Source organism: Polyangium jinanense (assembly GCF_028435365.1).
Genome location: NZ_JAGTJJ010000011.1, coordinates 42,955 through 57,237, shown reverse-complemented (window position 1 = coordinate 57,237; position 14,283 = coordinate 42,955). Strand labels below are relative to the sequence as shown.

Genomic DNA, 14,283 nt, shown 5'->3' with positions numbered 1-14,283 from the left:
TTCATGGAAGCCGAACGCGGCTCGCCCCGGGCGCTCATTCTGGGCCGCTACCGCGTGTACGACGAGATCGCCGCGGGTGGCATGGCCACGGTGCATCTCGGGCGGCTCATCGGAGACGAGGGATTTTTGCGGACGGTGGCGATCAAGCGCCTCCATCCATGGCACGCGCGGATCGCCGAGGTCGTCGCGATGTTCACGGACGAGGCGCGGATCGCAGCGCGGATCCGGCATCCAAACGTGGTAGGCACGCTCGACGTGGTGTCGCAGGAAGGCGAGGTCTTCCTGGTGATGGAGTACGTGCACGGCGAGCCCTTGTCGCGGCTCATCAGTGCGGCGAGCAAGCGCAAGCAAAAGATCCCGCCGCGCATCGTGGCCGCGGTGCTGTCGAACGCGCTGCGAGGGTTGCACGCGGCGCACGAGGCCAAGGACGCGCGGGGCGAGCCGCTCGGCGTGGTGCATCGTGATGTGTCGCCGCAGAACGTGCTCGTCGGCGCGGACGGCGTTTCGCGCGTGCTCGACTTCGGCATTGCGCGCGCGGCCGGGCGGGCGCACGTGACGAGCGACCATACGATCAAGGGCAAACTCGCGTACATGTCGCCCGAGCAGCTCCGCGGCGAGGTGCTCGATCGGCGGGCGGATGTGTATGCGGCGGGCGTCGTGCTGTGGGAGACGCTCACGTGCCGGCGGCTGTATGCGGGGGCGTCGGAGGATCTCGCGCTCGTGCGCCTGCTCGAAGCCGAGGTCGAGGCGCCGAGCAAACGCGTGGCCGATCTGCCGACGTGTTTCGACGAGGTCACGCTGCGCGCGCTGCGACGGGACGCGGACGCGCGATACGCCACGGCGCTCGAAATGGCGATGGCGCTCGAGGCGTGCGGGCCGCTGGCGACGCCGTCGGAGATCGGCGCGTGGGTCGAGGAGATGGCGGGGGAGATGCTCGCCGAGCGGGCGCGATTGATTCAGGCGATCGAGAGCGAGGAGCGCCGCACGTCGTTGCCCCCGCTCGCGAAGGAGCCGGCGAAGTTGGTGCCTAGCCGCGAGGAGGTGACGCTGCTCGACACGCCCGTGCCGCCGGCGCCGGTAGCGGCGGTGACGGCGGTTTCGGTGGCGAACACGGAGTCGCAGAATGCGGCGCCGGCGAATACGCCCGAGCGACGCGTGACGCCCGTGGTGCTCGGGCTCGTCGGGCTCGTCGGGATACTCGTGGTGGCGCTGATCGTCGTTCTGCTGCGGGGGAGCCCCGAGAGCGCGGCGTCTGCGCAGGGCGCGCCTTCGATGGCGGCGAGCCTCACCGCGCCCGAATCCGTGGTCCCGAGCGCGCCTTCCGCAACGCCCACGCCGGCGCCTTCCGCCACGAGCGTCGTATCGGCGGCGCCCACCCTTTCACCCAGCGTGACCGCGCCGCCGCGCTCGACGACGACGCGCGTGAAGACGGCCGCGCCGAGGGATGGCTGCGATCCGCCTTTTTTCATCGATGCGTCCGGTCGAAAGAAGTACAAGCGGCATTGCCTTTGATGGCCGAGCATTCGTCGAGAAGAACCGAGTGCCGTCGTTCGCGTGGGCTTTCCGCGGCGCTCGTGCTCGTGACGATCGGGCTCGGCTTGCTTTCGCGGAACATCCCGGGGCTGCCCGCGTGGCTCTCGAAGGGCGCGGGGGACGCGCTTTATGCCACGATGAGCTTCTGGCTCGTGGGGCTCGTCGCTCCTGCGTCCGGGACCGCGCAAGCGTCAACCGCCGCGCTGATCTTTTGTTACGCAATCGAAGCCAGTCAGCTCTATCACGCGCCGTGGATCGATGCGATCCGCGCGACGCGGCTCGGTGGGCTCGCGCTTGGACATGGATTCCATGCGATGGACCTCATTTATTACGCGGCCGGTGTGATCGCGGGGGTCGGGATCGAGCGCGCAGGGAGGCTGCGGAGGGAGCGGCCTCCGTGATACGTTGATGCAATGGCCCCAGACGTCTCTCCCCTTTCCACGAAGGCTTTCGAGCAGGACAGACAGCGGAAGGAGCGTTGCCTCGCGTACGCGCGTGAGCATGCGGAGGGCCCGGTGGAGGGGCTCTTCGCGCAGGACGGGATGGTGCGGCGAATCTGGCGGGAATGGGCGATGCTGGCCGCCATTCCGCCGGCGGTCGTTCTGGAGGTGCTCCTGCCCGAGGTGGCCGAGGGCGTGGGGCGGTTCAGCGATTATCAAACGAAGCTGATGGCGAGGACGCGGCGGACGGTGTACGCGACGCATGCGCTCGTTTTCGGGGACGTTTCGATGTCACTCGAGGTGGGGGGGCGGATCTTCCAGCTCCACGAGCGCGTTCGCGGGAGGATCTCCGCGCGTTCGAGCGAAGGAAGGGCAGGGCAGCGGTATCGCGCGAACGATCCGGCCGCCATGCAATGGGTGTTCGCGACGCTGGTGCAAGGGGCGATCACCACGTACGAGGCGGCCATCGAGCCGCTCGATCGGAATGAGCGGGCGCAGTTTTACGAGGAGTCGAAGCGCTGGGGCGCCGCGGTGGGTTTGCACCCGGAGCAATTGCCGCCGGACTGGGAGAGCTTCGACCGGTATTTCGAGGGGATGGTGGAGGGAGAGCTCGAGCTCGGGGATATGGCGCGAGATATCCTGCGGGTGCTGTTTGGGCCGCCCTACATGCGCGGGGCCGCGAGGCTTTGCGCGGGGCTCTTGCCGGAGCGGTGGCGGAGCGCGGTGGGTTTGCCCTGGGACGCGGAAGCAAAACGCGCGTACGAGCTCGCCCTCGGCGCGCTGCACGGGACGAGGCATTTGCCGCCGGCCTTGAGGTACGTGCCCGCGTGGCATCAGGCGGCGGCGCGGATCGAGGCGGCGCGGGGCGAGGGGATTTCGGGGACGACACGAATCGTGCGATCGCTCGACGCGCACGGGTTGATTCCCGCCGGACTCGCACCACCCGAGAGGGTGATGCGGAAGTGCCCGCGCGGCTAACAGCCTGTTAGTCCGCGGCAATGGCCTGGAGGAAGGCGCGAGCGGCCGCGGGCCCGGACAAACGGTAGGGAGCGCGGCTCGGGCGCGGGCCGACGTGCATGGCGACGTGCGGCGCGGGGAGCGCGGCGAACATTTCCTCGTCGACGAGGTCGTCGCCGAGCGCGACGAGGCGGGCGCCGGGGGGAGCGCGTTCGAGCAAGGAGGCGACGAGCGCGCCGCTCCCCGCGCCCATGGGGCGGATTTCGACGGTCTTGTCGCCGGGGAGGATCTCGACGGGCGTGTTCTTGAGCAGATCGCCGAGGTGGAGTCGTAGGTCCTTGGCCTGGAGCACGCCGAACTCAGGGTCGGCCATGCGGTAATGGAAGGTCAGGGAGGCGTTCTTTTCTTCGAGCAATGCGCCCGGGGTGCGGGCGACGAACTGGCGGAGCAAGGGCAGGAATTTCGCATTCCAATCGGAAGGGATGTTCTTGCGGGCCCGCCATTCCCGCGCCTCTGCGTCGCGCGTCCAGAAGCCGTGCTCGGCTGCGAGCGAAATGGGCAGGTCGCCGAGCCAGCGTTCGAGGGCGTCGCGCGACCGGCCGCTGACGACGTGCACGCGCGTGCCGGGGCGTCGCGCGAGGGCCGTGAGCAGGTGCCGGAGGTCCGGATCGGGCGCGGCTTGGTCGGGAGCGCGGGCGAATCGGACGAGGGTGCCGTCGTAATCGAGGAGCAAGGTGAGGCGCGGCGCTTGGCGGAGCTCGGTCGTGAGGACTTCGAGGGCCGCGGACGTGGTCGCGCCGAGGGCGCGTCCATGAGATGCCTCGGATTGCTCTTCGAGCGTGGAGAGGAAGCTCTGTGCCCAGCCGTGGACGTCGTGCTCGAGGACGTGCTGCCGGAGGTTTTGCATGCGCTGGCGCCGCTCGTTTTCGGGCATGGTGAGGGCGCGCTTGAGGGCGGCCGCGACGCCGCCGATGTCGTACGGATTGACGAGCAAGGCGTCGGCGAGCTCGGAGGCGGCGCCGGCAAGCTCGCTGAGGACGAGGACGCCGTCCTCGTCGGTGCGGGACGCGACGAACTCCTTGGCGACGAGATTCATGCCGTCGCGCAAGGGCGTGACGAGCATGACGTCGGCCGCGCGATAAAGCGAGGCGAGCTGGCGTTCGTTGAAGGAGCGATACATGGAGTGAATGGGCACCGAATGGACCGTGGCGTAGGCGCCGTTGATGCGGCCCACGAGCTCGTCGACCCGGCTGCGGAAGCCCTGATAGGCCTCGACGTTCGTGCGCGAGGGGACGGTGACCTGGACGAGGCGGACCTTGCCGCGCAAGGAGGGCTCGCGTTCGAGGAGGCGCTCGAGGGCAAGGAGGCGGCGCGGGATGCCTTTCGTGTAATCGAGGCGGTCGATGCCGAGCAGAATGCGCTGGCCCGGCTGGCGGAAGGCCTGCGCCTCGGCGGCGACCTCGGGCGAGCCGGCGAGGGTGGAGAGCGCGGCGGCGTCGATGCCCATGGGAAAGGCGCCGAGCCGGACCTCTCGGCCCTCGGTGAAGACTCGATCGACGTTGGCTTCGAGGCCGTTCACGAGGAGGAGCGCGGACGCGAAATGGCGCAGATACGAGAGTGTGTGAAACCCGATGAGATCGGCGCCGAGCAGGCCTTCGAGGAGCTGCGTGCGCCAGGGGAGGATGCGGAAGACTTCTGAAGAGGGAAAAGGGATGTGGAGGAAAAAACCGATCCGCGCGTTCGGGATTTTCTTTCGCAGGAGGCCGGGGACGAGCATGAGCTGATAGTCGTGGACCCAGACGATGTCGCCTTCGCGGTGGTGGGCGGCGACGAGGTCGGCGAATCGCTCGTTCACGCGGCGGTAGCTCTCCCAGTCGCGCTCGCCGCCGAGCGGGACACGATCGAGCATGTAATGGAAGAGCGGCCAGAGGACGCCATTGGAGAATCCCTCGTAAAACCTGGAGACCTCGCCCGGCGAGAGGTGGAGCGGGACGTAGCGGAGCTCTTCCAGGCGCGCTTCGAGGGCGGCGCGCTGATCGGGCTGGAGGCGCGAGACGTCGCCGGGATAGCCGAGCCAGAGGCCCCCGGAGCGCTCGTGAGGCCCCTTCATGCCGGTCGCGAGGCCTCCCGCGCTGCGGGTGACGAGGACCTCGCCATGCTCGACCTTCACGGTGACGGGCAGACGGTTCGAAACGAGGAGCAGGCGGGCCATGACCGGGGAGGGTGGCATCGACGAAACGTTTTGTCCACAAACAATCGGATGACGAAATGATGCTGTCGGGACGAACCGTACGGGGAGATAAAGAATTCTCTTGCAAGGCCCGCGGGGGGTGGGTAAGGTCGCCGCGACGCTGACGAAGCGTCGTCTATGATCTCCACGCGCTGAGCACGAGCCCCCGCCATTGCGAACACCGCTGTTCCTCCCCGTCCGTCCATCGTGGATGGGATGGGTGGAAGTCGAGCGCCGGTCGTCTGCTCGTGGCGGATTCCGAAACCGTGGTTGCTGCCTGTTCAGACGCCGGCAGGTTGGGCCGGCGTGTGTCTGGAGATCGGTATGAGAAAAGTCGTGTATCACGTCGCCGTCACGGTCGACGGCTTCATCGCGCGCGAAGACCATTCGTTCGATTGTTTCGTCAACGAAGGGCCGCACGTCGACGATTACCTCGCGTCGTGGGCGGGCTACGGCGTGGTCCTGATGGGGCGCCGCACATACGACATCGGGCTGAAGCTCGGGGTCACGGATCCGTATCCGATGATGGAGACGTACGTGTTTTCGCGGACGCTGGAGAGCCCGAATCCGCGCGTGAAGGTCGTCGCGGAGGACGCCGTCGGTGTCGTCCGGAAGCTGAAGGCAGAAGAGGGGAAACCCATCTATCTGGCCGGCGGCGGAGAGCTCGCAGGGATGCTGCTCGCCGAGGGCGTCGTCGACGAGCTCTTGATCAAGTTGAACCCGCTGCTGCTCGGCGCAGGCATTCCGCTGGTTTCGCGGTTGCCCGCGCATGTGAACCTCACGCTCTTGTCGACGAAGGTGTACCGCAATGGCGTGTTGCTGCTGCAGTACGCGGTCGGTCACTCGGCGCAAGCGGCCGGGACGGTATAACCGAGCTTCGGCGCGAGCTCCCGATGCACGGAGAGGCCGTAGGTGCACACCTTCGGATCGTCCGGCGCGCGCAGGAGTAAGCCCTTGGACTCGTCGCAGGCCTTGCGAAAGGGGTTATCCCCGCCCTTCAGCGTGGCCGCCGCGTCGAGCGCGCAGGTGCAATCGCTGTAACGCTGGCACGGGGACGGGGGCGCGGTGCCCCCGTCCTTGGCCTCATTTTTCGGCGCGTTTGCCCACTGTCGCTGCTGCGCCTCGGCAGCCGTCAAATACTCACCATTCCACTTGGCTTCATCGCCAGCCAGCTCGACGCGCACCGATGTTTCGGTGACCGTGAGCTTGCCGTCGATGGGCAAGATGTCCCAGCCCTGGGCATCGGGTTGCATCGTCGCATGGCCCAGGCGCGTCGCCCGGTAGGTCTCATTGACGTACGTTCCTTCGAGCGTTGCCTCGAGGACGACGACGCGGAACTCGGGATCGGACGGCCCGATCTTCTCGTGGAAGACGACGCTCGAGTCGTAGACGAACGCATGCCCCGGCGGCGCCTCGCGGGCGAGCGGGTGCCCCTGCATCGCGGAGGGGATCGTCACGTTCGGACGCGGCATGGGTTTTCCTTTCGAACAGGCAGACGCAATGGCAAGCGTGAGCGCGTAGGCGATCGAGAGGAGGACGGGCCGCATCCGCAACGCGTATCCGAGCTCCCCAGGCGCTGCAAGGCTCATTCGGATGGTGTCAAACACTAGGCAGGCACGCGGCGCCTCCGTCGGCTGACCCGCTCGACGGCAGGCGGCAGGACATCGCCGATCCCGGCTTCGACGCGCAGATCGACGTAGGGGTCGTACGGGGTCTCGCCGCGATTGACGAGGATCACGCGCGCGCCCGATTCGATCGCGACCGCGACGAGCGCCGCCGCGGGGTTGACCACGAGCGAGGAGCCGAGGACGAGCATGAGGTCGCAAGCCTCGGCGTGATTTCGGGCCTCGGTGAGCTCACGCGTGGGGACCGGATCGCCAAAATTGACGACCGACGAAATGAGCCGGCCCTGGCACCCGGGGCATTTCGGCTGGCCGCGCACCGGCGCGTACGTTCGATAGCCGGGGCCAAACCGGCTCGGATCCCAGCCGACCTCGCGCCGCGTGAACTGGCGGTCGCAGGCGAGGCAACGCACGAGGTCGCCATTGCCGTGCAGCTCGGCCAGGCGCGCGGGGTCGATGCCCGAGCGGCGGTGGAGGTTGTCCGTGTTCTGCGTGATGAGGTAGGCGAGCAGGCCGAGCTCCTGCAAGGTGACGAGCGCGAGGTGCGAGGCATTCGGCTCGACGCCGCTCGGCGGGACCCGAAAACGCGGCGGAGGGAGGCCCGCGTCGCGGCGGGTCCAGACTCCGTCAGGGCCGCGAAAATCCGGAATGCCCGAGTCGGTGCTGATGCCGGCGCCCGTGAAGGCCACGAGGTGGCGGCTCGAATCGATGAAGCGAGCGATTTGAACGATGGTTCTGGAAAGGTGGCTCGTCATGAACGCCTCCGAAGAGCGCGCCTCTGGGGCCACCCTTGGAAGACCGCAAGGTCGGCCCCTCAGACGCGCTTCATTTGCGCCGGCGTGAGCCGCGCGAACCGGACGACGAGCGCCGTCGCGACGACGAAGAGCGCCGCCGTGAGCCCCCACCAGATCCCCACCGCGCCCATCCGGACGGCGAACCCGAGCAGGAGCGCGAGCGGAATGCCGAACGCGTAATACCCGACCACGTTCGCATTCCGCGCCGACGTCGTGTCCCCCGTGCCCCGAAGCGCGCCCGCCGCGACCGCCTGCGCGCCGTCCGCGAGCTGGAAGATCGCCGCGATGCGGATGAGCGGAATCGCGGCCTCGATGACGTCGGGTTTGTCCGAAAGGATCCGCGCGCAGAACGCAGGAGCCGCGGCGAAGAGGAGGGCGGAGAGGCCCATCACGCCGGACGTCGCGACGATGCCGACGAGGCCGACGTGGCGAGCCCCCGTGGAATCACCGCGGCCGACGGCGCGGCCGACGAGGACGGAGGTCGCGTTCGACATGCCGAGCGCGATGGTGAACGAGAGGCTCGCGAGGGAGAGCGCGACCTGATGGCCCGCAGCCGCCTGAGGGCCAATCCAGCCAGCGAAGATGCCCGCGATCGAGAAGGCGCCGACCTCCGCGAGCAAGTGCGTGCCGATGGGCCAGCCGACGCGGACGATGGTACGCGTGGTCTCGCGCTCGACGCGGAGCTCCTCGGCGCGGATCGCGCCCTCGCGCCGGACGATCTCGCGGAACACGACGCCGAACGCGACGAACGAAGCGAGGCTCGACGCGAGGCCCGAGCCGAGGACGCCGAGCGCAGGCAAGCCGACGCGCGGGAGGCCGACGGCGACGAGGCCGTCGTCGCCGTAGATGAGGAGGATGTTGAAGATGATGTTCGTGACGTTCGCCCAGACGGCCGACCACACGAGCGCGCGCGTGAGGCCGCGGGCCTGGAGGTAGACGCGGCACGCCGTGATCAGGAGGAAAGGCACGATGTTGGGGAGGCGGCCGAGGAGGAAGTGCAGGACGCTCTGCGAGGTTTCGGCGTCGATGCCGGCGCGGCCAATGAGCAGGCCCGCGATGACGAGGAGCGCCATGCACGGGACCGACAGCAGGAAGCCGAGGCGCACAGCCTGGCCGAGGACGGCGCGGGCGCGGTGTCGATCGCCCGCGCCCTCGGCCTGGGACACGAGCGGATCCATGCCCAGGATGAGGCCCATGAAGAGCACGGTGATCGAGAAGAAGATGCCGTTGCCGATGCCGACGGCGGCGAGCGACGTGGCGCCGAGGCGGCCGACCATGGCGGTATCGACGAACCCGAGGAGCTGATTGGCGACGAAGCTCAGCGTGATGGGTCCGCCGAGGGCCGCAATTTCGCGAAGCTCCGCGCGGAGAGTCTTCGGCCCATCGCTGGAGGTCTCGTCCACGATGCGCGACGCACTGGGAATCGGGGCCACGTCACTCATGGAAGGCCCCGGTATACCCTCACCCGCGGGGGGGCGCCCGACGATTCCGTGCCCGGATCTCAGGCGGCAATACGTTCGGCAATCGTGCGTACGTCGAGCTGCGTGTAGTCCTTCTCGTGGGAAGCGACGACGGCCTCGGCGACGTGGTTCGTGTGCGCCGCCAGGGTGCCGCGCAGGAGGCCGAGGAACTTGGGCGGCGCGGCGAGGACGAGCTCGTGGAAGGCGTGCGCGTCGTACAGCGAGGCGAGTCGGTCGGCGAGGCTACGCGCGAACTTCTGGGCCTCGACGTCCTTCGGGTCGGTGGCGTACTCCTTGGCGCTGCGACCAGCGACCTGGCCGCCGCCGGTGAAGGCACGGCCGGGTTTGTCCGCCATGAGGTCGCGGGCCATGGCGCGGCTTTCGGGGTGCTCGAACTGCTCGACGAGCTCGAGCGCGGCGTTCGCCTCGGCGCTCCGCTTGAACAGGCGGGCTCGGCTCGCATCGGCGATGAGGACGAACGTGATACGTTCCGTTTCTTGCACGCGTTCCTCTTGCACGCGTCCCTCCTCTCGCGCCTCGTCGGCGCGGACGCGCGGAACATGGAGGGGGCAGGTGCATCCGGCAATGGAGCGCAGGCGCGCTTGACGTGGAGGGGCGGGGGGACTAGGCCGGCCGTCCCTCGACCGCGTTGGCCGAGTAAAGAGGACCGCATGAGTCTGACAGGAAAGCAGCGCCGCCACCTGCGCGCGCTCGGCCATCACCTGGATCCCGTGGTCCAGCTCGGCAAACACGGGCTGACCGACGGCATCGTCGCCGCCGTGAATGACGCGCTCGAGCAGCACGAGCTCGTCAAGGTGCGCGTAGGGACGGAGTGCCCCGACGAGCGCGGCGACCTCGCCGAGAAGATCCCGCCCGCCGTGCGCGCCGAGCTCGTCCAGGTGCTCGGCCGGACGATCCTGCTCTACCGGCGTCACCCGAAGGAGCCGAAGATCACGCTCCCGAAGGCCGGCTGAGCGCGTCCGGCCGTCAGCAGGCTGTTGAGAAACTTGCTGCGCGCCCTGGATCGTCGGTCGTCGTCCTCGGAATACGCCTGTATTCCTGCGTCCTCCTCCCTAGCTCCAGGGCGCTCGCGGCGTTTCTCAACAGCCTGTCAGGGCTTGCCGCGGGTATTTTCCTGCGGAGCGGCCAGGCGGGCGAGGATGCGCTGCAGCTCCTCGACGCTCATGTCGATGTACTCGACGACGCGGCCGTAGAGCATGGCCGTAGGCACGTTGCGGCCTCGGCGCTCTTCCTGCGTCTGGTGGAGGACCCAGAGCACGATGCGCTCCTTGCGGGTCAAGCCATCTCGCACGTCGGGGAGGTTGTCGTAGGGGCCGGGCCGGTAGCGCTTCATGGTGGGGAGCGCGGGCGTCTCTCGCCCGGACGCACGCTCCTACCCCTCCCGCCGAGGTCATGCAAGAATGGGCGCGCGATCCGGTTCGCCGACAACGACGAGTCATGCGCTCCGCCAACGACATCCATCCCGGCGCCCTGATCGGCGGTAAGTACCGCGTTCGCGCCATCCTCGGGCGTAAACATGGCCTCACGATGGACGCGTTTCACACCGCGTTCGACCAGCGGGCCATCATCAAGCTGCTCCTGCCCCACCAGGCCGACGCGCGCGAGATCGAGCGCTTCCGCCGCGAGGCGCGCGCCCTCTCGAGGATCGCCTCCGAGCACGTCGCTCGTATCATCGACGTCGGCAACGAGGCCGACGGGACGTTTTACCTCGTCCGGCAGTACCTCGAAGGCACCGACCTCGAGCGCTACGTCCGCAAGACCGGCCCGCTGCCGCTGCACGACGCGATCCTGTTCGTGCTGCAAGCCTGCGAGGCCGTGGCCGAGGCGCACGCGAACAGCATCGTCGTGCGAGACCTCGAGCCGTCGCACCTCTTCGTGACGCAACGGACCGGCGGCGCGCCGCTGATCAAGATCACGGACTTCGGCACGGCGAAGCTGCTCGGCGGCGCGCAGGACGCGACGGGCGAGCTCACGGGGACGGCGATGTTCGGCCTGACGCCGTACGCGTCGCCGGAGCTCGTGCGCAAGGCGAAGGACGTCGACGCGCGCACGGACGTGTGGTCGCTCGGGACGATCCTCTACGAGATGCTCGCAGGTCGTCCGCCGTTCCAGGGCGAAGCCGCGTACCTGATGCTGCAGATCACGCGCGAGGAGCCGATGCGCGTGTCGCAACTGCGCGGCGACGTGTCTGCGGAGCTCGACACGGTGCTCGGCTGGGCACTCGCGAAGGACGTGGAGGCGCGCTTCCGGAGCGTGCACGCGTTCGCGCATGCGCTCTTGCCGTTCTCGCCGCCCGAGGGCCGGCTGCTCGTGGATCGGATCGGGCAGATCGCGCATTCCGCGCGTGAGCGGAAGACGACCGGTTCGGTGCCGCCGCCCGCGCCGCCGCCGTCGGCTCCGGCCTCCGCGCCCGCGTGGCTCCCCGCGCCGAACCCGCCGCCGATGGCCGGGGGCGTCGTGCCGCACGCCTTCGCGCACCTGCCCGCCGACGATGACGCCGAGACGGGCGTGCATCCGGGCTCGGCGAACCAAGAGACGCCGGTGCTGCAAAGGTACATGGCGACGGCGCTGCAGTCTGCGTCCCCGCAGCCGCCGATGGACGAGCCGATGACGGAGGTGTTCTCCGGGCCCGTCATTCCTCCTGCGGCTGCGTCCGCGCCTGCGGCTGCGCCCCCGCCTGCTGCTGCTGTGCCCGCGCCTGCGCCGGCTGCCGCGCCTGCTCCTGCGCCCGCCGCTGCGCCCGCGCCTGCTCCCGCGGCCGTCGCCGCGCCTGCGTCTGCACCTGCCGCCGCGCTCGCTGCTGCACCTGCGCCCGCGCCCGCGCCGGATAACTCACGCGTCATCCGCGTGCTCCTCGCGTTCTGCGCGGTTGGCTTGCTCGGCATCGTCGTGCTCATGGTCATGCTGCTGCGCAAGCAATCGGCCGAGCCGACCGCCGCGACGACGAACCAGTCCCAGGAGAACGGGCCCATCGCGGTCCCCACGCCGCCGCCCGCGGCCACGCCCGCTCCCTCGGCCATCGCCACGCCGGCGAGCACGCCGGCTCCTTCGGCCGCGCCCGCTCCCGCAGAGAGCGCCTCCGCGGCCGCGCCCGCCGAGCCGCCGGCATCCTCCGCGTCCGCCGTCGCGGCCGCCACGCCGCCTCCCTCGGGGGGAGACGACGCCGCGCCGAAAGCAGGCGCAGGCGCGTCCGAGACGACGAGCAAGTCCCCCGCGACGCCCGCGCCCGCGCCCGCCGCGGCAAACGGGACGCTCGTTGCCGTGGCCGTCGGGGGTCCGTGCTCGTTCACCGTGAACGGGGCCTCGAAGGGCAAGTCGTCGTCGATCCGTTTGTCGCTCAAGGCCGGCACCTACTCGGTGACGTGCAAGCCCTCGAGTGGCGCTGCGAAGTCGAAGAGCGTGACCGTTCGTCCCGGCGAAACGGCCATGGCCATGTTCAAGCTCTGAAGCGGTTCGGGCAAACGCTCATTTCCGTTCGTACGGGATAGCCCGGCTGCGGGATGGGCGCGTAGCTTGCTTTCGTGGGTGGCGGACCGTGCGGCATCAGGCCCGCACCTCCAGGGCAAGACGGTGAACCATCAAGAAGCGTTGCGGATCGAACCCGACCGTAGCAGCAGCCCCCACCTTCCCGATTTGCGCGGGCCGCGGCGCGTGGACGGTGCCGAGAGCCGCGTCGGCCAGCTCCTCGAAGCGCTGCGAAAGCACGAAGGCCGGCACGTCGTGGTCATCCGGGGATACCCGGACCCCGACAGCCTGGCGAGCGCGTGGGCCCATCAAAAGCTCGCCGCGAGCGTGGGAATCGAGTGCGACATCGCCCATCTGCCGCTCGTGAGCCGGGCGGAAAATCGGGCGATGGTGAACTTGCTCGATCTGCCACTCGTTCGCGTGACCGCGCCAGAAGACCTCGACCGGTACAGCGCGCTGAGCCTGGTCGATGCGAACTCGATCGAGCTGCCGAGGAGCGCAGGGCTGCCTTGCGTGTCCATCGTGGATCATCACGCCATTCAGGGAAAACCCGTCGCGGATTTCGTGGACATCCGGCTCGGCGTGGGCGCGGCGAGCACGATCTACACAGAGTACGTGATCGAGGCGCCGACGCGGGTTCTGGAGAGCGGGACGATCGCGACGAGGCTCGCGACCGCCCTGGCCTACGGAATCCGGAGCGACACGGACGATCTGCTCCACGCGAGCGCCGACGACCTGCGGGCGCTCGCGAGCATCATCGAGCTCGTGGACACGGACGTGCTCAGCGCGCTGTCACGGTACGCGATCCCGTCGAGCTCGATGCGGATCATGCGGCGAGCGCTGGAGGCGATGCAGGTGGAAGGGACGTGGGTGTTCGCGGGCGTGGGGCAGGTGCGCTCGCAGGACCGAGACGCGATCGGGCAAGCCGCCGACTTCCTCCTCCGGCGCGAGGGGATCAAGACGGCGATCACGTTCGGCTTGGTCGAAGGGTGGATCGACGGCTCGTTGCGTACGACGGACGCGTCCTTGGATCCGGCGACGTGGCTGCGTGACGCGTTCGGCATCGGTCCGCTCGGGATGCCCTACGGCGGCGGGCGGCGCGGCAAAGGTGGATTCCAGATCCCGCTCGGGCCGCTCGCGGCCTGCCCGAACCAGGACGCGCTGTGGCAGGTTGTCCGGGAAATGATCGAGGATACGATCCGGAAACGGATCGGCACTTCGGACGAGGTCGGCTGAGCGAATCGGGACGTGTCGGGAAATCGAGGGGCGTCCGGGTCAAACCGGGCGCCCTTCGTGTCCGCGGGGGACGGCGACGAGGGTCGGCTCGGAAGGTTTGTCCTTGGCCGAGTCGCCGTTCGTCGGGGTGAATGCTGTCGAGAGCTCGTTCACCAGGGCGAGCGCGTCGAAGGGCTTGGGGAAGACGCGGCGGACGTCGAGGCCCATGATGCGACGGCGGAGCTCGACGTGCGCCGAGACGACGATGATCACGCTCGGCCGCTCCTCGGGCGGTTTTCCGAGCAGGGCCCGAATGACGCCCACGCCGTCGAGGCGCGGCATCATCAAATCGATGACGAGCGCGTCCACGCGCTGGCGCTCGAGCAGCTTGAGGGCCTCGACGCCGTCGGCGGCGAGCAAGACGTCGAAGTCCGATACGACCAGGAGGTTGCGCATCGAATAACGAATCTCGTCGTCGTCATCGACGATCAGAACGGTTGGTCGCGAGCGCTTTCCCAATTTCGTGCCCCCCACTGGCAGAGAACC

The 14,283-nt window shown here is 68.9% G+C and carries 14 protein-coding genes; 7 read left to right on the top strand and 7 right to left on the bottom strand.

The features are described 5' to 3' along the window. Positions 1 to 3: 3 nt before the first annotated feature. From KEG57_RS21055 to KEG57_RS21045, 3 genes are read left to right on the top strand one after another with little or no spacing between them, the layout of a single operon-like run. The gene (locus KEG57_RS21055) at positions 4 to 1,512 is read left to right on the top strand and encodes a serine/threonine protein kinase (protein ID WP_272421346.1); all 1,509 of its coding nucleotides are present in this window, start codon (positions 4 to 6) and stop codon (positions 1,510 to 1,512) included. Beyond that, entirely contained in the window at positions 1,512 to 1,934 is a 423-nt protein-coding gene (locus KEG57_RS21050) for a ribosomal maturation YjgA family protein (protein ID WP_272421347.1), read from the top strand. The genes KEG57_RS21055 and KEG57_RS21050 overlap by 1 nt, the downstream gene beginning before the upstream one ends. A 12-nt stretch (positions 1,935 to 1,946) precedes the next feature. Beyond that, complete coding sequence (locus tag KEG57_RS21045) at positions 1,947 to 2,951, top strand: oxygenase MpaB family protein (RefSeq protein ID WP_272421348.1); 1,005 nt, start codon at positions 1,947 to 1,949, stop codon at positions 2,949 to 2,951. Between the two features lie 7 nt (positions 2,952 to 2,958). Here the strand turns inward: KEG57_RS21045 and KEG57_RS21040 are convergent, their stop codons facing one another. Then, positions 2,959 to 5,142: a bifunctional alpha,alpha-trehalose-phosphate synthase (UDP-forming)/trehalose-phosphatase gene (locus KEG57_RS21040; protein ID WP_272421349.1), complete on the bottom strand. Its 2,184-nt coding sequence runs from the start codon at positions 5,140 to 5,142 to the stop codon at positions 2,959 to 2,961. A gap of 342 nt (positions 5,143 to 5,484) precedes the next feature. On the opposite strand from KEG57_RS21040, the gene KEG57_RS21035 reads away from it, so the two are divergent. Further along, positions 5,485 to 6,030 carry a dihydrofolate reductase family protein gene (locus KEG57_RS21035; protein WP_272421350.1) on the top strand — a complete coding sequence of 182 codons (546 nt, stop codon included), beginning with the start codon at positions 5,485 to 5,487 and terminating at the stop codon, positions 6,028 to 6,030. Here the strand turns inward: KEG57_RS21035 and KEG57_RS21030 are convergent. The 4 genes from KEG57_RS21030 to KEG57_RS21015 are packed head-to-tail and all read right to left on the bottom strand — an operon-like array spanning position 6,000 to position 9,554. Beyond that, positions 6,000 to 6,707, bottom strand: a complete 708-nt coding sequence (locus KEG57_RS21030; protein WP_272421351.1) for a hypothetical protein — start codon at positions 6,705 to 6,707, stop codon at positions 6,000 to 6,002. The two genes, KEG57_RS21035 and KEG57_RS21030, sit on opposite strands and share 31 nt — an antisense overlap. A 59-nt stretch (positions 6,708 to 6,766) precedes the next feature. Next, a complete protein-coding gene (locus KEG57_RS21025) occupies positions 6,767 to 7,537 on the bottom strand; it encodes an SIR2 family NAD-dependent protein deacylase (protein ID WP_272421352.1) in 771 nt (256 codons plus the stop codon). Positions 7,538 to 7,596: 59 nt separating this feature from the next. Further along, positions 7,597 to 9,018: an MATE family efflux transporter gene (locus KEG57_RS21020; RefSeq protein WP_272421353.1), complete on the bottom strand. Its 1,422-nt coding sequence runs from the start codon at positions 9,016 to 9,018 to the stop codon at positions 7,597 to 7,599. 59 nt (positions 9,019 to 9,077) lie between these two features. Then, on the bottom strand, positions 9,078 to 9,554 hold the full coding sequence (locus KEG57_RS21015; protein ID WP_272421354.1) for a host attachment protein: 477 nt from the start codon (positions 9,552 to 9,554) through the stop codon (positions 9,078 to 9,080). Positions 9,555 to 9,707: 153 nt separating this feature from the next. Between KEG57_RS21015 and yhbY the strand changes: the two genes are divergently transcribed. Further along, complete coding sequence (gene yhbY / locus KEG57_RS21010) at positions 9,708 to 10,010, top strand: ribosome assembly RNA-binding protein YhbY (protein WP_272421355.1); 303 nt, start codon at positions 9,708 to 9,710, stop codon at positions 10,008 to 10,010. Positions 10,011 to 10,147: 137 nt separating this feature from the next. Here yhbY and KEG57_RS21005 read toward each other — a convergent pair whose 3' ends face one another. Further along, the gene (locus tag KEG57_RS21005; RefSeq protein WP_272421356.1) at positions 10,148 to 10,390 is read right to left on the bottom strand and encodes a hypothetical protein; all 243 of its coding nucleotides are present in this window, start codon (positions 10,388 to 10,390) and stop codon (positions 10,148 to 10,150) included. A gap of 104 nt (positions 10,391 to 10,494) precedes the next feature. Here KEG57_RS21005 and KEG57_RS21000 point away from each other — a divergent pair, with 104 nt between their 5' ends. Next, positions 10,495 to 12,504, top strand: coding sequence for a serine/threonine protein kinase (locus KEG57_RS21000; protein WP_272458730.1), 2,010 nt, complete (start codon positions 10,495 to 10,497; stop codon positions 12,502 to 12,504). A gap of 204 nt (positions 12,505 to 12,708) precedes the next feature. Further along, complete coding sequence (locus KEG57_RS20995) at positions 12,709 to 13,758, top strand: DHH family phosphoesterase (RefSeq protein ID WP_272458729.1); 1,050 nt, start codon at positions 12,709 to 12,711, stop codon at positions 13,756 to 13,758. Between the two features lie 39 nt (positions 13,759 to 13,797). Here the strand turns inward: KEG57_RS20995 and KEG57_RS20990 are convergent, their stop codons facing one another. Next, positions 13,798 to 14,271, bottom strand: coding sequence for a response regulator (locus tag KEG57_RS20990; RefSeq protein ID WP_272421359.1), 474 nt, complete (start codon positions 14,269 to 14,271; stop codon positions 13,798 to 13,800). Positions 14,272 to 14,283: the final 12 nt, after the last annotated feature.